We start from the raw sequence: 15,963 nt of genomic DNA, 5'->3' as shown, positions 1-15,963 counted from the left end.
AAATAAACTCACATACCCATAGTATCTTGAGTTTATGTTGGATTTTATGATCATGCATTAGTACTAGTTACACAGATTAGACATTGTCTGATAAGTTAATGGAACTAAATATATTTGTATCACTCTTACAGACTTAAATAATTCTTTTTTTAAAAACCATCGTTAATAGGAAATCTATGAAAAAGCTAATTTTACCCCTTGCGCTGACTTTAGGTGCGCATAGTGCATTTGCAGCGGATACAACATTCACTCCAGAGCAAGAAGCTAAAATTGGTGAAATTGCGGCGCAATACTTGGTAGATAACCCAGAGTTTTTGATTAAAGCGAGTCAGAAATTACAACAACAACAACTCGACCAGCAAGCTAATGTTCAAAAAAGTGCAGTTCTTGCAAATCAAGATGCACTATTAAATGATAAAACAACACCATTTACCGGCCCGAAAACGGCAAAGGTTAATGTAATCGAATTTTTTGATTACCAATGTGTTTATTGCTTCAAAATCTCACCAACTATTGAAAAACTTCAAAAAGAATATCCTAATGTAAGATTTATCTTTAAAGAAACCCCTATCTTTGGGAGTCGTTGGGAGCCATCCAAATATGCCGCACAAATGGGGCTTGAGGTCTTTGCTCAAAAAGGATCGAATGCTTATAATCAATACCATAACGGCATCTACGCAAGTGGTTTAAATGAAGGTAAGTTAACAAAAGATGTGGTGGATTCTACAGCTACATCTGCAGGGATTGATATAAAGAAATTCAAACCTACAGAAAACTACCAAAAAAACCTACAGCTATTTTCTCAGCTTGGATTTAAAGGGACACCAGCATTAGTTGTTATGCCAACAAATGGTGCTACTGTTGATAATACATATATTATCAATGGTGCTGATGTTCCTACTTTAACTAATGCACTGAAAATACTGACTAAATAAGTGCTATAGAAAATAAAAGAACAAAAACGCAGTCATCTCTATGGCTGCGTTTTTTTATCCACAAAAGTCACACTGTAACCTTGTATTTGTTGTTATTAACGGCTTATAGCCAGAACAATTTAGAACTTAAAAGTTGTAATAAAATAACAGAGAGGCTTACAGTTCGAGTTTTCATGATTGTAGCTTAATTACAAAATGTGACTAAGCTGTGCGTAAGTTTTATATCAGTGGTGTTCGATCACCTTACTAATGCATCCTTTGTGTTTTTTTACTTTAAAATCAATTATTGGTACAATAATCCAGTTAATTGTACTGTGATAGCGTTATACAGGTATAAAAAAACCCGCTATCTAGGCGGGTTCTTAAATTTGATAAATTTTAGTCTTCCATAATCAGATCATCACTGTCTGAACTATCATCGTCATAAGATGAACCTGTTGGTTTGACTGTGCTACATAATGTGTAGCTTCTCTTTCTTTGAGTCTTGTTTAGGTATTTTTTCCAACAATTGGCATAATGATTGTTAACTGAGTTCCTTTCTTCTTGAAAGGCAGAGATAAACTCATGCTCATCTGAATCTTCTGGTGTAAGGTTTCCTTCATACAAACCTTGCATGGTTCGACCGAAGTTTTCAAGGATGTTAGCTTCGTTAATAGTGAATTCACCTGAGCGACTGAAGCCTCGGGCAAAATGTTTATTATCAAAAAACTTTCCTAAATTTCTCATTTTCTACTCTTTTACAATGGTACTTAGACTCGTCCGAAAATAGGTCTTTATTACGTTTCTGTACAACAAAAAATTTTATTCAATTTAATAAAAATTTTTTATCATTTTAGGTTATTCTTGTCATCTTAGTTGATTAAGAACTTAACCATTTATTTAATGCTTTGAGGTGTAAATTGGATACTGAGCTATTACGCACATTTTTAGAAGTCGGCAAGACTCGCCATTTTGGTCGTGCAGCAGAAAGTCTATATCTAACCCAGTCAGCAGTCAGCTTTCGTATTAGGCAACTAGAATCGCAGTTAGGTAGTCCCCTATTCTCTCGTCAGCGTGGTAATGTTCATTTAACCCCAGCTGGAGAACGTCTTCTTCCCTATGCAGAATCCATATTGCAGACATGGGGCCGCGCTCGCCAGGATGTTTTACTCAGTGAAAATTATATGGAGCAGATCTCCATAGGTGCTTCATCGAGTGTTTGGGAACTAAGTGGTATTTCGGATTGGATTAATGATAGCCATAAAGTCTTACCTAAAATTGCTTTTCGGATGGAATCGGTTAGCCGTCAAGATATTGTCCGGGCGCTTCTTGAAAAAAGTATCGATATGGCGCTCCTGGGCGATCCACCTAAAGTTGAAGGATTCAATTTAAAACAAGTTGCTAATTTTGAGTTTAAATTGGTTTCAACAGTTCCAGATACAAAATTTTCACAACTACCCTCTATTCCATTAGCTTATTTGGATTGGAGCACTCGTTTTTCTATTGAACATGCTCGCATTGGTGAGTTACAAAAAACACCGATAGTGCATGCTTCATCAAGTAATGTGATTCTAAAATATTTAATGGCAAATACAGGAATGGCTTATCTTCCTGAGCCAGTTATATCTAAAAGTGTTGATTCAGGAAAACTTTTCATTGTGGAAGATGCGCCCGTTATGGAGCAGTCATTGTATCTTTGTTGGAATGAAGGAAATGAAAAGGTCGAGTATATTAATCAATTGAGTGATATATCATTAGAATTAAGAACGCCGTCCGACGATTAATAACTTTCATCATCACATCAAAAAAAGTTCGTTTTACTGTCACAATGTATTTGCATAATCTTAACTGTGACTCATAAACAATAATGATGTTTGGATAGGAAAATGAGCAACTGGGATAAGTGGTTAAAAAACGATACATCTCGTACAGGCAGTAAAAAGAACAAACGTGATTTTGATGACTACGATGGTGAAATGATCGAAAAAAGTAAATCTAAACGAAAAACTCATAGAGAAAGAACTAATCAACGTTCAGAGGATTTCGAAGACCGTTTATACTAATTTTAGGGGAGCATAACTCCCCTTTTAATTTCATCAAGATATTTAGTTATAGTGCGTAATGCTGTAAAAAAGAGAAGTTACTCTCCTTTTTTTTCTGCTGCCTTTTGTGCGCGGATTTTTTGTGCCACTATTTGAATGGCTTGGCCAGTACTCATCCCTTCTTGCATTAGTTTTTGAATTTCTTCAACAGCTTCTTGCTGTTCACCATGTGTCAGTGTAGGTAAATCATCAAACATATTGAACCTTAATCATTCAGAAATATCGTAGGCTTTGTTGATAATTTGTTTATCTTCAATTGTCATCAAACCTTGCCAACGTTTATGGGTAATAGATACACCTAACAAATATCGACTAGGTGGTAAGTTCGTATCAGAAAGTGATATTGGATAGTCCGTTTCGTACTCTTTTTTCCAGAGCTCTTTGTACTCTCCGTTTACATTGCCATATAAGGCAACTTCGAGTACCGGTAATGGACAAAATCGGTTCAATAATGCCGTTTTATCCACGATCCAGCTGTCTTTTGAATTCCAACGAACCGTTTGCTTGTTATCAGGTTTAGAAAGGATAACCCAATTTTCCCATTCTTCTCCACTTTGATCTTTCAGTTTTATTTTATACAAGCCACTGTCTATTTGTGCATTCATATCAATTCGATTTTGATATAACCAATGTTCTTTATCCTGCTCTTCACTTAAGCCTTCATTATTAATCATAACAATATCAGGCCATTTGGTAAGAGACACATCGGTAAGTTTATTATTTGATTGCACTAAGATTCGAAGGCGGTAATTTAATCGCCCTGGGCTTTGAATAGTTTGTCTTTCTATCGTGACTTTATCTAACCACGCAGGATAACCTGAGCTGTCAAAAGAACGACCACAATCTATGTCTAATGCCTTAGTAAGTAAATTATCTAAATGGACTTTTAGTTGATCATGTGGCTCTTTTTGCCAAGTTTGAATCATTGAGTTGAAGCTTTGCTCCAAATTCCCTTCTAAAAGAGCTTTATGAGCATTGGTTAATGATGACTTTTCTGTAAACCAATCATCGGCCGCCCACGTAGGGACGGCTAAAAGTGACAATGTAATTACTGCAATTTTAAATTTCAGATGAGGCATATTAAGCTTTCATTTTGTAGCCAACACCACGCAGTGTTTCTATCTTTATGGTTGGGATCTTTTGACGTAATTGAAGGATATGCGTATCTACTGTACGTGTCGTTGGGAAATGATTGTAACCCCAAACATGGTCAAGTAGCTCATCTCGAGTAAATACTCGTCCTAAGTTACTGGCGAGAAAAACTAATAGATCAAACTCTGTACGAGTCATAGTAATGAATTCTTCACCAAATTTTACTTCGCGTGTTGTTTTATCAATAGATATTTCGCCCACAGTAACAATGTTTCCATCATCCTCTGAATCTGGAGAGCGTAATTGAGCGCGAATTCGAGCAAACAATTCAGCTTCGGCAAAAGGTTTAGTCAAATAGTCGCTCGCACCGGCATCTAAGCCAGAAACTTTATCTTTAACTGAAACTAAAGCGGTCAATAAGATAACTGGCACTGGCTTGATGTTTTTCCAATCATTCAAAAACGTAACAGAGTCACCATCAGGTAGCTGACGATCTAATATAACTAAGTCTGCTTTATCCCATAAAGCGGCTACATCGGCAGCTCGCTCAACATGCAAACACTCATAACCTGCTTGCTCTAAACTGACTAATAGGCCATCTGCTAGATTTCGGTCATCTTCAACGAGTAGCAATGTCTGTTTCACAGGGAATCTCCAATTTAAAAGTTGTTGGTGGGCCACTAAGGCTCATTTTGCCTCCCATTCGTGCAACCATCGATTCAACGATAGTAAGGCCTAAGCCTAAACCACTTTTACTCACGAATGGTTTACGTAGTCTTGCCCAATCCTTTCTAGTAAGTTGTCCTTGGTCAATAACTTCAAGAACTAATTTTTTTGAATACGTTGTTGCTTTTAATAGTACAGGTGCTTCGCCATATTTACAGGCGTTTCTCACTAGGTTATCAATACAGGTGCCAAGCCAATAAATATTAACTTTTACTGCTAAATCTTGGTTGATGTCAATATCAATAGAAAATTCACCTTGTACATATCGGTATTCTAGCCACTCCTCAACAGACGGAATCCATTCTGTCGCTAAAGTTTGCGTATCAGATTGCAAGTAATCTTTACTTGCTTCTGCTAATTGTCTCAGTCGTCTTGTGTCTTCACATAAACGTCTAAATTCGTCGTAAACAGTATCGGGTAAATGTTCGAACTCTCGCCGAAAACCTTCTACAGTTAAAGACAAGCTTGCGATCGGTGTTCGCAATTCGTGTGTTAATATTTGCAACACCAACATCCGGCTGCGAAGTTCCTTCCGCTTATTCAACCAACGAGAATAGCCCCAGCTACACACAAGGATTACATTGGCAATACCAAGCGCTAATATGCTATAGAATAATGTGTCGGAATTACTTCGCGTATCCCAACAAACATTCCCACTTCGAACATAACAATGATCACTTTGAGATAATGGTTTAGCAATTAAATCTGCATCGCTGAGTGCACTACTCCATTCAGGCCCACTGAACACATAATATTGCGTTCCTCTTCTTAACCATAATTCATTACCTGAAATAATGGTTTCCGAACCTGCAATAAGCGCGGCAATAGAATCATAAGGCATTAACTGCAAACGACCTAATAAAGTATTTTCAGCCGCTTTCGGCCTTTCTTCTATGTGCATGAAAGCAACGAGCTGTTTATACTTACTTGGATGAAGTTCAGCATAACGCGCCGCATAAGTCCCACCACCTGGGTGAATTAAGCCAGAACGTATAAACCACTTAATAGGCAGTGCAGTTTTCTTACATATTGCACGTGTAAATACCAATGGCTCGGTTACCGCAGGGCTTAAGGGATATTTGCCAGTACACGTCGTTGCAAGGCGATAAATTGACTGTAGATCTTTTAATGGGTACTTGGATGTTTGAGGTAAAAGCGATTCTGGTGATATAAGGCTGGTTGGGAAATCAGTTTGAATCACACGAAGATCATAGATTGCAACTGCACTTGAATTATCAAACGATTTTTTAAATTGATCTATTCGTTCAGGCAATGTAGCAGCTTGAAGTTGCCCTACCCAAAATGTAGACAATAAAAAGAAAAAGGTCGAAAGCTTCAAAGGTGACAATCCATATTCGTTCCAGATATCAACATCATACTACATATCAATTCATGCCAATCGGCATCCATGTCATTTTTAAGTCATTATTTAACGTTTGAGCAACTTTTAATCATAAATGTATACAAATGTGTCTTTAATCATAGAGCTATAATGTGATCTTTGCATCATACTAAAGCAAAAAAGTGACACTGTATCAAAAATAGATAATATGAATTAAACTTCAAGCATAAAAAAACCAGCCCGAAGACTGGTTTTTGTTCGGTTACAAAAGTGTATTAAAGCGCTTTAGATATTGCGTCAACACTGGCTTTCGCATCACCAAATAGCATTTGCGTATTTTCTTTAAAGAACAATGGATTTTGTACTCCGGCATAACCGGTACTCATAGAACGTTTAAAGACAATCACGTTTTTCGCGTTCCAAACTTCTAATACAGGCATACCTGCAATTGGACTGTTTGGATCTTCTAATGCTGCTGGGTTAACCGTATCGTTTGCACCAATAACCAATACTGTGTCAGTCTCAGAGAAATCATCATTAATCTCATCCATCTCTAACACGATATCGTAAGGCACTTTTGCTTCGGCTAACAACACGTTCATGTGTCCCGGTAGACGACCCGCAACAGGGTGAATACCAAAACGAACTTCAACACCTTGAGCGCGTAACTTTTCAGTAATCTCGTAAACTGGATACTGAGCTTGAGCAACTGCCATACCGTATCCTGGTGTGATGATCACTGATTTTGAATCTTTCAGCATTTCAGCGACATCTTCTGCTGTCGTTTCACGGTGTTCACCTTGTTCTTCATCATCGCTCGATGTTGACGTTGGCGCAGCACCAAAACCACCAGCAATAACACTGATAAACGAACGGTTCATTGCTTTACACATGATGTAAGACAGAATTGCACCAGAAGAACCAACTAAGGCACCAGTAACGATCAACAAGTCGTTAGCGAGCATGAAGCCAGCTGCCGCTGCAGCCCAACCTGAATAAGAGTTAAGCATTGATACAACGACGGGCATATCAGCCCCACCGATAGATGATACAAGGTGATAACCAAATACTAAGGCTATCGCTGTCATCACTAACAGAGCAAACATACTTCCATCGTTTTGAACGAAGTAAATCATTAAGGCAAATGAAGCAACAATCGCCAGCAAGTTCCACTTATGCTTATGTGGAATATTCATGGCAGAAGATGACACTAAACCGCGCAACTTACAGAATGCCACGATAGAACCACTAAAGGTTACCGCACCAATGAACACACCTAAGAACACTTCAACAAGGTGAATATTCAATAACACACCTGTTAGCATGCCGTGATCAAGGTAACTGTTATAGCCAACTAAAACCGCTGCCATACCAACGAAACTGTGCAACACTGCAACCAGTTCAGGCATTTCTGTCATTTCTACTTTTTTAGCGTAGAAAATACCAATGGAACCACCAATTGCCATTGCAAGAATGATCCAGATGATTCCTCCCGTTTCAGGGCCAAAGATAGTAGCGATTAAAGCAATCGCCATACCTGAGATACCGTAATAGTTACCAGCACGAGCAGAATCTTGCTTAGAAAGACCAGCAAGGCTCATGATGAAAAGAATGGCAGCAACAATGTATGCCGCTTGTACTAATCCTGCAGACATATGTTACCCCTACTTCTTACGGAACATTTCAAGCATACGTTTGGTCACAGTAAAGCCACCAAAGATATTTATGCTTGCAATTAAAATCGCGATGAAAGACAAGAAAGACACCACGCCATTTCCTTGACCAACCTGTAATAGAGCACCAACAACAATAATGCCTGAAATAGCATTCGTTACTGACATTAAAGGCGTATGCAAAGAATGCGACACATTCCATACCACGTAATAACCCACTACACAGGCTAAAACGAACACCGTGAAGTGTGATAAGAATTCTGCAGGAGCAACACTTGCAATCCATGCAAAAGCACCTGCTGCAATCGCCATACCAGCCACTTTTTTCACAGGAGATGTAGGCTCTTCCACTTTTGGCGCTGGGGCCACTTTAGGTTTAGCGGTAGCTTGTGGTTGTGCAGACACTTTGATCGCTGGCGCAGGCCATGTGATCTCACCTTCTTTAACTACCGTTACACCACGCAAAACGACATCATCAAAATCGATGTTAATATTGCCATCTTTTTCTTTGCACAGTAGTTTTAGCAGGTTAACTAAGTTAGTACCGTAAAGTTGTGAAGATTGTGTTGGAAGACGCCCAACCATATCGGTATAACCAATCACCGTAACACCATTTGGGGTCGTGATAACTTTATCCGCTTCTGTATAAGCACAGTTACCACCGTTAGCCGCTGCAAGGTCAACGATAACGCTACCCGCTTTCATGCTATCAACCATTTCTTTGGTGATTAATTTCGGCGCAGGGCGGCCTGGTATTAAAGCCGTGGTAATGATGATATCAACATCTTTTGCTTGGGCTGCGTAAAGTTCTTCAGCTTTCTTGTTAAAAGCATCCGACATTTCTTTTGCATAACCATCACCAGCGCTTGTATCTTCTTTGAAATCAACTTCTAAGAATTCTGCGCCCATCGATTGCACTTGCTCTTTCACTTCAGGACGAACGTCAAAAGCACGAACAATAGCACCTAAGCTACCTGCTGCACCGATAGCGGCAAGGCCCGCAACACCAGCACCAGCTACCAACACTTTAGCCGGTGGAACTTTACCTGCGGCAGTAATTTGCCCGGTAAAAAAACGACCAAATTGATGAGCGGCTTCAACCACTGCACGATAACCCGCGATGTTGGCCATAGAACTTAATGCATCCAGGGCTTGAGCACGCGAAATACGAGGAACGGAATCCATCGCCATTACATTAATATTCTTAGTAGAAAGTTTCTTCAGCAGCTCTTCATTTTGAGCAGGCCAAATGAAACTGACTAAGCTTGCACCATCTTGAATGAGTTCGATCTCATCAACGCCTGTTTCAGCATTAATTTGAGGTGCATTTACTTTCAGAATAATGTCTGATTTCCATACATCCTCTGTCGACACGACAGAAGCTCCCACTGCTTCAAATGCAGTATCATCAAAACTGGCTAGAACCCCCGCCCCTGATTCAATTGAAACAGTAAAGCCTAGTTTTAAAAGCTGCTCAACCGTTTTCGGCGTGGCAGCAACTCGCGATTCACCCGCAAGTATTTCTCTTGGTACACCAATCTGCATAGCAATTCCTTGAACATTGGCACAATAAATTTGAAGTTAACTATCAAACCGATAGTAACTGGAAGTTTCATGTAATAAAAAAACAATTTTTCATGACATATAACTCGAAGTTAGGTGATTCTCACCTTTGTAACGTAAAAAAACAACAGATTGTGATGAAAAACAGGTCATACCTGATATGCATCATATTCATGTTGTTTATAAATACACCACATTGACTCTTTCAGGCATTATTTCATTAAAAAATGGTCGTTCCTGATTGGTCTATAAACAATTTTGCTTTTTTTATCATAAGCTCATTAGCATCAGATTCTGACGCTAAAACATCTGAACGAATGAATTGATATGTCTTCATTTCCCCCTGAATATCTTTAACAATACGGCCGGCAATACGAAACTGCCCCCCTTCGGCCATCGGTTCGGGATAAATTAAATAACCATTATACTCAACAGGTTCAACATTCTTTGCTTCAACCTCTTTTGCACCAAAAAGTTTAGATAAAAATCCCACTGGTTCTTCCTTATAATTTCATAAAATAAAAGTCATTCACCAATGAAATGAACGACTTCAGCTTAACGTAAAGTTCTGTTTACTAATACCAAGTATTGACCACTTTCAGTAATAGGAAATATCAATCAACTAGTTAAATCTAACCCTAACAAATCAGAACTAATATCTTAGACATACTCACTATGTGTTCTTGTCTACTAGGTTAAGTTAACCTTCATTAAAGAAGAAAACAATGCTTCCTCCTTTCAATGCACTGCCATAATTCATATTTAATCCAATGCCTACATTATCAATATAATCACGAAATATAGGTGGCGTTAATAACCATCCGATTGAAAGTTCATAATAGCTGTCTGTACCAAAAGAATCGATAGGATCGCCCCCGAGATCGACCCGTTTAACGCTACCGTACACCGATGGAATGTATCCACCCCAGTTGATCACGTCATAGTTGACTTTTACACCATTCATTAAGTACCAACCATTTGGGTTACCGCTATTTTTCGACTCCCCCCACATCACACCGTTGAAGTAGTTAAAACTGGTCGTGTACTTCCAATACCCCCAATCTTTATTCAATTTATACTCAAAGGCTAAATTAGGCTCAATAATGTAGCTGTAACTTGATGTGTTATAGACGTTGCCATCCAATACCGGTTCAAATTGCTTACTTTCAACACTGTTATATTTATGGTCGTTTTGGTAATACATTAAGTGGTTACCCACCCCATAAACTAACTTCCAAGTATCACTAATATCGTAAGACAATTTGTACTCTACAAAACCTGCATACACTTTATTCGTATCATAATCAGCAGGTAAATCAGGTCTATTGCTTAGGCGAGTTTCATTATCGAAATGTATAAAAGAAGCTCGAAAATCCAGCTCATGTTGAAATAATGGGCTTGGACTTTCAAGTTCAAAAGAATAAGGAATAGCAGTAACCGAAACACGATTACGCAAGTCTAACGATTCGTCATTACCAAAATTATCATCATCAAAAGGCGTGACTGAGTTTGGGTTGAAGTCTTGGATACCAAAAGTAATCACATCACTGTCAGACAAAATAACAGAGGCAGCAAAACTTTGTTCCGCTCGTGATTGAATACTATTTTCAGCCTTAGCCTGAAGTGTGCAAATTGCCCAGCTCAACATAACGGCAATGGTTGTCGTTAAAAATGTCATTCATCATCCCTAAATTGACAAGGCTTATGATGTTATACAAGTTCATCACCTCTGCCTATACCCTATCATTCAAAAGCGCAGTTAAATGGTTAAAGTTTGATCTGTAAACCCTCTTTAACCGTCCGTATTTAACCCTCTGAATTCATGCTACTGTTATGGCATCGTAAATACTTTCAAAAGGCCTTATTCATGTCTGTTTGGTCCAAAGTGAAACTTAGCCAACATTTTCACCAGTTAAGTGATGGATTTTATCGCTCAATTCAACCTATGCCTTTAGAAAACCCTCACTGGGTTCATTGGAATAGTGATTTTGCTGACAGCTTAAATTTACCTGAACAACCGAATTCAGAAATCCTTAATGCTTTCTCGGGCATTGAATTACCACCAGAGTTCAATCCTATTGCCATGAAATATGCCGGACATCAATTTGGCCAATACAACCCTGAACTCGGGGATGGACGTGGATTATTACTGGCAGAAATTGAATCCAAGGACAACCAAACGTACGACATTCATGTAAAAGGCGCAGGGCTCACTCCGTTTTCTCGCCAAGGTGATGGTCGGGCCGTATTACGTTCCAGTATTCGTGAGTATTTATGCTCTGAAGCGTTATTTCATTTAGGTATCCCAACGAGCCGCGCACTCGGATTAATCAATAGCAATACTCTGGTCTATCGAGAAAAGACAGAAACAGGGGCGATTTGTATCCGCTTGGCTCATAGTCATATCCGATTTGGTCACTTTGAGCATTTCTTCTATACCGGCCAACACGAGAAGCTTCAAGAATTGATCGAATACACGATCAATCACTATTTTCCAGAATGCCAACAGCACGCGAAGCCCTATGTAGCGTTTCTGAAAAGCGTTGTATTATCCACCGCGCAACTGATTGCCAAATGGAATGCTTTCGGTTTTGCTCATGGCGTATTAAATACCGATAACATGTCTATCCTTGGCCAAACATTTGATTTTGGTCCTTTTGGCTTTTTAGATTCGTATAACCCAAACTTCATTTGCAACCATTCAGATTACCAAGGGCGCTATTCTTTCTCCAATCAACCTAATATTGGGTTATGGAATTTAACTGCATTGGCGCATGCCTTATCTCCTTTCATCGAACGTGACGATCTCGATGTCACTTTAGGGTTGTATGAAGACGAAGTTAATCAAGAATACAGCCGATTGATGCGAGACAAAACCGGCTTACTCAGAAAGCAACCCCAAGACAGTGAATTATTCGGAGAGTTGTTTCGTTTAATGGCAAAAAACAAAGTCGATTACACCCGCTTCTTCCGCCAACTTTCCATGCTAGATAAGCAAGATGAACAAACTATTATCGATTTATTTATAGACAGAGAAAGTGCACAGCAATGGTTAAATGACTATCAACAGCGATTAACTCTAGAACACACCTGCGCTGATGAACGTTGCGAAGCGATGCGAAAAGTGAACCCTAAATACATTTTAAGAAATCACTTAGCACAAATTGCCATTGATAAAGCGGAAGATGGCGACTATTCAGAAGTGAATACTCTCTTCAATTTGCTCCAAAACCCGTATGATGAGCAACCAAAGTATGATCATTATTCAAATCTGCCGCCTTCTTGGGCAGAAGAGCTTGAGATCAGTTGCTCTTCCTAACCAGCTTATACATAATGGCAAAGACGAATAGAAGTACACGCTCATTTGTGTACAGGATAAATTGAGGTTTCCTTATGTCAGAACAACAAGAACCCGTTTCAGTGGAAGAAATCGATACAGAAAACAATGCTCTAGAAAGTGTTGATTTAAGCACATACTCTCCAGAGTTACGTCACTTGATTGAATTTGAACAAGTCCCTGAACAAGCGATTCCGATGGTGACCTCAATACATGAAGTTTCAGAAGAACCGGTTCGTGATGTGTGGGATGAACTGCCTGCCAGTGCTCAAAACATCTTAGACAACTTTGAACAATTTCATGCTTTGATCTCAATCGGCCAAACTTTTGCCGCTATCGACTTTATGCAAGAGTTTGAAACACTGAATATGCCAGCCGATATGGATGAAGCAGGTCAAGCAGATTATCGTGCAAGCTTATTAGATAAAGTCTTACAGAACTGCGTAAAAGATATGGTGAAACAGCTTAAAAAAGCGCGTCGTGACCCTATTTTAAAACGTGACTTTATGGAAATCTTTGCGGAAGCGAAATAAGTCATACCAAGTAAGTAGCGATTAAGTATTAAGCTTATTTCGTGAGAGTATAAAAACGCCGGCGAATTTGTCGGCGTTTTATCAACCCTGCCTAAATCATTGAAAGGGATATAACCACACACGGCTATGGAAAGAGTCATATCGCTGATTAAACAAGATCCATTAAGAGTAAAGGCATTAAACTGTGTTTATTCTCTTCACCTACCACAATGTTATATTGCCGCAGGCTTTGTGAGAAATTTAGTCTGGGATCATACTCATCAAAAAAACAGCCCTACTCCCTTAAATGATGTCGATGTTATCTATTTCGATTCTGAGAAAACCGATCCTGAACTATCCCTCAAGCTTGAAGCCAAACTGCACACAAGGATGCCAGAAGTAAATTGGCAAGTACGTAACCAAGCTTTAATGCACATTCGCAATGATGACCAACCCTATTTAAACACACTAGATGCTATGCGTTACTGGCCAGAAAAAGAAACAGCCGTCGCCATTCGTCAAATCGCCAACAATCAATACGAATGCCTTTCTGCATTTGGGTTTGAGTGTTTATTTGCAAATACAATAACGCACAATCCTAAAAGGCAAAGAGCAACCTTTGAACAACGTATCGCATCAAAAAATTGGTTAGTAACATGGCCATTGTTAACAATAAAAAATCACAGTGTTTAGCTTGAAATTTTAACTTATTCGCTTTTACACATTAGCCTTCCATCAAAATCTTCATCATTTGCTCATCTCGGTCATTTAACCTCGATACTCATACAGGTTATTTTGCAATCCATACAGTTCTATTCTTTCTTTGAAGCGGAAGTTGATACTTTTTAACAGCTTATTAGATCTTGAGTTATCCGGAAGCGTTACAGCATAAACAGTATCGAGTGAATGATTTTCCATCGTCACTTTTAATGTCTTTTCAGCCGCTTCACTGGCAAAGCCTTTACCAACAAACTCAGCTAGAAATGCATAACCTAAATCGGGGAATTCAAGTTCGTTTCTTTTCAGAACTCCACACATACCAATTGGAATATTGTCATTTTTTAAATACACTAAATTTAAGCCAAAACCATATTGGTCATAACTCGCCATCGGCCCATCCTTAAGATAGCAAACCGCATCATCTTGAGTACGAATGTTTTTATCTGATATGTAGCGGATAAATGACTCTTCATTTAATAACCGAATAATAAACTCAGTATCGTGCAGCTCAAACTGTCGAATAATCAACCTGTCTGTTTCACATACTACTTTCATGTAAAAACTCCGTTTCATTAATGTGTGAGGCACTCAATACCCATGCTCCCGCATATTACCTTAACCGCTAAAGCTTACGCATAGTAAATGCCACATTAAATAAATCCCTTTAGAGCAGCTTGCTATGAACCGTTTTTTAGATAAACACCAATTTCTCTAAGCTGCACTTTCAAGTCCAATATTTGCATATGGGCAAGCACGATTATAAACAGGTTTAAGATGGCTCCACCAAACATTAAACCCGCAACATAACCCGAACCCCACACCCAACTTAGATTAGTTTGATGCATCGTATGAAATCCTAAAGCAAAGAAAATTAGACTAGAAAACACCAAACCGTATTCCCCACAGTTACAAACATATGAGTTAGAAGCATAATCATATTTGATTTTGACTCTTGCCCCTATTCTTCCATATTTAATAGTAAGAAGGTTTCCAAACAACTCATGTTCTAAATCATTCTTTTCAACAATACCTTTAACTTTATCTAACATTGAAATACTCCTTTTTTTATCAAAAAATAGATATTTTTAATACATGATCACCATAAAATACTTCAACTATCCATTTTTAAAAGCATTGTGAAGATTTGATGTGATGGAGAAAACAAGAAATGGATGTAACGCGCCAATTGTTACAGTGATGAGCTTTCACGTGAGTTTTATTGGTGTGAGAGATTCCAGATAACTTGTGCTTCGTTTCCGGAATGTCGATGTATCGAATGGACTATTACTTATGATAATCAACAGGTTGAATAACAACGCAACGTCATCCCGCACATGAGCCTAAGCGAAGAAGATGCGGGATCTCGCTTTCACGTGAGTTCCATTGAGGTGAGAGTAGGTTTTAATAGAAAGGCTTACTTCGCCTTCGGCCTAAACGGCTTGATCACGCTTTCATCGCACTCTAAGAATGGACCTTCCATTAAATCGATGCAGTAAGGAATGGCTGGGAATACTGCGTCTAAACATTCACGGATCGATTTCGGCTTACCCGGCAAATTCACAATCAAGCTGCTGCCACGTAAGCCTGCGGTTTGGCGAGATAAGATCGCGGTAGGTACAAACTTGAGCGATTCGGCGCGCATTAACTCACCAAAACCCGGCATCATGCGATCGCATACTGCTTCAGTGGCTTCAGGTGTCACATCGCGTTTTGCAGGGCCTGTACCGCCAGTGGTGACGACTAAGCTGCACCCTTCTTCATCAACCATTTTGATTAGCATGGCTTCAATTTGATCTTGTTCATCAGGAATGATTTGGTAAACCGGCTCCCACTCTGACGTTAAGTATTGGTTTAACGTGTCGATGATGGCTTGACCTGAAAGATCGTCATAGATCCCTTTACTTGCACGATCACTTACCGTCACAATACCGATTTTTGCTTTGCTCATTCCTAACTCCTAACCATTGCTTAATTCAACAACA

Annotated in this window: 18 protein-coding genes; 6 read left to right on the top strand and 12 right to left on the bottom strand. The window is 39.0% G+C overall.

Features of this window, described 5'->3' with window-relative positions; genetic code table 11:
• The first annotated feature begins 176 nt into the window (after positions 1-176).
• Positions 177-935, top strand: a complete 759-nt coding sequence (locus A1QC_RS13600) for a DsbA family protein (RefSeq protein ID WP_017025316.1) — start codon at positions 177-179, stop codon at positions 933-935.
• A 378-nt stretch (positions 936-1,313) separates the two neighbouring features.
• Here the strand turns inward: A1QC_RS13600 and maoP are convergent, their stop codons facing one another.
• A complete protein-coding gene (gene maoP, locus A1QC_RS13595; protein WP_017025315.1) occupies positions 1,314-1,661 on the bottom strand; it encodes a DUF413 domain-containing protein in 348 nt (115 codons plus the stop codon).
• A gap of 173 nt (positions 1,662-1,834) precedes the next feature.
• Between maoP and hdfR the strand changes: the two genes are divergently transcribed.
• Both hdfR and A1QC_RS15565 read left to right on the top strand, forming a co-directional pair.
• On the top strand, positions 1,835-2,698 hold the full coding sequence (gene hdfR / locus A1QC_RS13590) for an HTH-type transcriptional regulator HdfR (RefSeq protein ID WP_017025314.1): 864 nt from the start codon (positions 1,835-1,837) through the stop codon (positions 2,696-2,698).
• A gap of 102 nt (positions 2,699-2,800) precedes the next feature.
• Positions 2,801-2,977, top strand: coding sequence for a hypothetical protein (locus A1QC_RS15565; RefSeq protein ID WP_017025313.1), 177 nt, complete (start codon positions 2,801-2,803; stop codon positions 2,975-2,977).
• A 77-nt stretch (positions 2,978-3,054) separates the two neighbouring features.
• Here the strand turns inward: A1QC_RS15565 and A1QC_RS15395 are convergent, their stop codons facing one another.
• From A1QC_RS15395 to A1QC_RS13555, 8 genes are all read right to left on the bottom strand, one after another.
• The gene (locus tag A1QC_RS15395; protein ID WP_017025312.1) at positions 3,055-3,213 is read right to left on the bottom strand and encodes a YoaH family protein; all 159 of its coding nucleotides are present in this window, start codon (positions 3,211-3,213) and stop codon (positions 3,055-3,057) included.
• Positions 3,214-3,225: 12 nt separating this feature from the next.
• Positions 3,226-4,095 (bottom strand): DUF2861 family protein, encoded by an 870-nt coding sequence (locus tag A1QC_RS13585; protein WP_017025311.1) that lies wholly within the window; start codon positions 4,093-4,095, stop codon positions 3,226-3,228.
• 1 nt (position 4,096) lies between these two features.
• Complete coding sequence (gene vxrB / locus A1QC_RS13580) at positions 4,097-4,753, bottom strand: response regulator transcription factor VxrB (RefSeq protein ID WP_017025310.1); 657 nt, start codon at positions 4,751-4,753, stop codon at positions 4,097-4,099.
• A complete protein-coding gene (gene vxrA / locus A1QC_RS13575; RefSeq protein ID WP_017025309.1) occupies positions 4,728-6,173 on the bottom strand; it encodes a sensor histidine kinase VxrA in 1,446 nt (481 codons plus the stop codon). Before vxrA ends, vxrB begins: the two co-directional genes overlap by 26 nt.
• Before the next feature lie 278 nt (positions 6,174-6,451).
• Positions 6,452-7,831: a Re/Si-specific NAD(P)(+) transhydrogenase subunit beta gene (gene pntB, locus A1QC_RS13570; RefSeq protein ID WP_017025308.1), complete on the bottom strand. Its 1,380-nt coding sequence runs from the start codon at positions 7,829-7,831 to the stop codon at positions 6,452-6,454.
• Positions 7,832-7,840: 9 nt separating this feature from the next.
• On the bottom strand, positions 7,841-9,394 hold the full coding sequence (pntA, locus tag A1QC_RS13565) for a Re/Si-specific NAD(P)(+) transhydrogenase subunit alpha (RefSeq protein WP_017025307.1): 1,554 nt from the start codon (positions 9,392-9,394) through the stop codon (positions 7,841-7,843).
• A 238-nt stretch (positions 9,395-9,632) separates the two neighbouring features.
• Positions 9,633-9,905: an HlyU family transcriptional regulator gene (locus A1QC_RS13560; RefSeq protein WP_017025306.1), complete on the bottom strand. Its 273-nt coding sequence runs from the start codon at positions 9,903-9,905 to the stop codon at positions 9,633-9,635.
• 207 nt (positions 9,906-10,112) lie between these two features.
• A complete protein-coding gene (locus A1QC_RS13555) occupies positions 10,113-11,090 on the bottom strand; it encodes a Solitary outer membrane autotransporter beta-barrel domain (protein ID WP_017025305.1) in 978 nt (325 codons plus the stop codon).
• 189 nt (positions 11,091-11,279) lie between these two features.
• Between A1QC_RS13555 and A1QC_RS13550 the strand changes: the two genes are divergently transcribed.
• The 3 genes from A1QC_RS13550 (at position 11,280) to A1QC_RS13540 (ending at position 13,954) form a co-directional block, all read left to right on the top strand.
• Entirely contained in the window at positions 11,280-12,731 is a 1,452-nt protein-coding gene (locus A1QC_RS13550) for a protein adenylyltransferase SelO (protein ID WP_017025304.1), read from the top strand.
• 74 nt (positions 12,732-12,805) lie between these two features.
• Positions 12,806-13,282, top strand: a complete 477-nt coding sequence (locus A1QC_RS13545; RefSeq protein WP_017025303.1) for a DUF3069 domain-containing protein — start codon at positions 12,806-12,808, stop codon at positions 13,280-13,282.
• Positions 13,283-13,408: 126 nt separating this feature from the next.
• Positions 13,409-13,954 (top strand): nucleotidyltransferase family protein, encoded by a 546-nt coding sequence (locus tag A1QC_RS13540; RefSeq protein ID WP_017025302.1) that lies wholly within the window; start codon positions 13,409-13,411, stop codon positions 13,952-13,954.
• Positions 13,955-14,029: 75 nt separating this feature from the next.
• Here A1QC_RS13540 and A1QC_RS13535 read toward each other — a convergent pair whose 3' ends face one another.
• The 3 genes from A1QC_RS13535 to mog all read right to left on the bottom strand — a co-directional run bounded on the left by A1QC_RS13535 (position 14,030) and on the right by mog (position 15,929).
• Positions 14,030-14,536: a GNAT family N-acetyltransferase gene (locus A1QC_RS13535; RefSeq protein ID WP_017025301.1), complete on the bottom strand. Its 507-nt coding sequence runs from the start codon at positions 14,534-14,536 to the stop codon at positions 14,030-14,032.
• A gap of 122 nt (positions 14,537-14,658) precedes the next feature.
• On the bottom strand, positions 14,659-15,030 hold the full coding sequence (locus A1QC_RS13530; RefSeq protein WP_017025300.1) for a hypothetical protein: 372 nt from the start codon (positions 15,028-15,030) through the stop codon (positions 14,659-14,661).
• A 365-nt stretch (positions 15,031-15,395) separates the two neighbouring features.
• On the bottom strand, positions 15,396-15,929 hold the full coding sequence (gene mog, locus A1QC_RS13525; RefSeq protein WP_017025299.1) for a molybdopterin adenylyltransferase: 534 nt from the start codon (positions 15,927-15,929) through the stop codon (positions 15,396-15,398).
• Positions 15,930-15,963 lie beyond the last annotated feature (34 nt).

The sequence above is a fragment of the Vibrio rumoiensis 1S-45 genome, assembly GCF_000286955.2.
Taxonomy (GTDB): Bacteria; Pseudomonadota; Gammaproteobacteria; order Enterobacterales; family Vibrionaceae; genus Vibrio; species Vibrio rumoiensis_A.
Note: the sequence above shows the minus strand (reverse complement) of the source record. Positions and strands in the feature narration are given on the sequence as shown.

Coding starts and splice junctions, on each gene's coding strand:
- A1QC_RS13540 (WP_017025302.1), top strand. CDS start 13,409: ATGGAAAGAGTCATATCGCTGATTAAACAAGATCCATTAAGAGTAAAG.
- pntA (WP_017025307.1), bottom strand. CDS start 9,394: ATGCAGATTGGTGTACCAAGAGAAATACTTGCGGGTGAATCGCGAGTT.
- A1QC_RS13555 (WP_017025305.1), bottom strand. CDS start 11,090: ATGACATTTTTAACGACAACCATTGCCGTTATGTTGAGCTGGGCAATT.
- maoP (WP_017025315.1), bottom strand. CDS start 1,661: ATGAGAAATTTAGGAAAGTTTTTTGATAATAAACATTTTGCCCGAGGC.
- A1QC_RS13550 (WP_017025304.1), top strand. CDS start 11,280: ATGTCTGTTTGGTCCAAAGTGAAACTTAGCCAACATTTTCACCAGTTA.
- A1QC_RS13545 (WP_017025303.1), top strand. CDS start 12,806: ATGTCAGAACAACAAGAACCCGTTTCAGTGGAAGAAATCGATACAGAA.
- mog (WP_017025299.1), bottom strand. CDS start 15,929: ATGAGCAAAGCAAAAATCGGTATTGTGACGGTAAGTGATCGTGCAAGT.
- A1QC_RS13530 (WP_017025300.1), bottom strand. CDS start 15,030: ATGTTAGATAAAGTTAAAGGTATTGTTGAAAAGAATGATTTAGAACAT.
- pntB (WP_017025308.1), bottom strand. CDS start 7,831: ATGTCTGCAGGATTAGTACAAGCGGCATACATTGTTGCTGCCATTCTT.
- A1QC_RS13535 (WP_017025301.1), bottom strand. CDS start 14,536: ATGAAAGTAGTATGTGAAACAGACAGGTTGATTATTCGACAGTTTGAG.
- A1QC_RS15565 (WP_017025313.1), top strand. CDS start 2,801: ATGAGCAACTGGGATAAGTGGTTAAAAAACGATACATCTCGTACAGGC.
- A1QC_RS13585 (WP_017025311.1), bottom strand. CDS start 4,095: ATGCCTCATCTGAAATTTAAAATTGCAGTAATTACATTGTCACTTTTA.
- A1QC_RS15395 (WP_017025312.1), bottom strand. CDS start 3,213: ATGTTTGATGATTTACCTACACTGACACATGGTGAACAGCAAGAAGCT.
- A1QC_RS13600 (WP_017025316.1), top strand. CDS start 177: ATGAAAAAGCTAATTTTACCCCTTGCGCTGACTTTAGGTGCGCATAGT.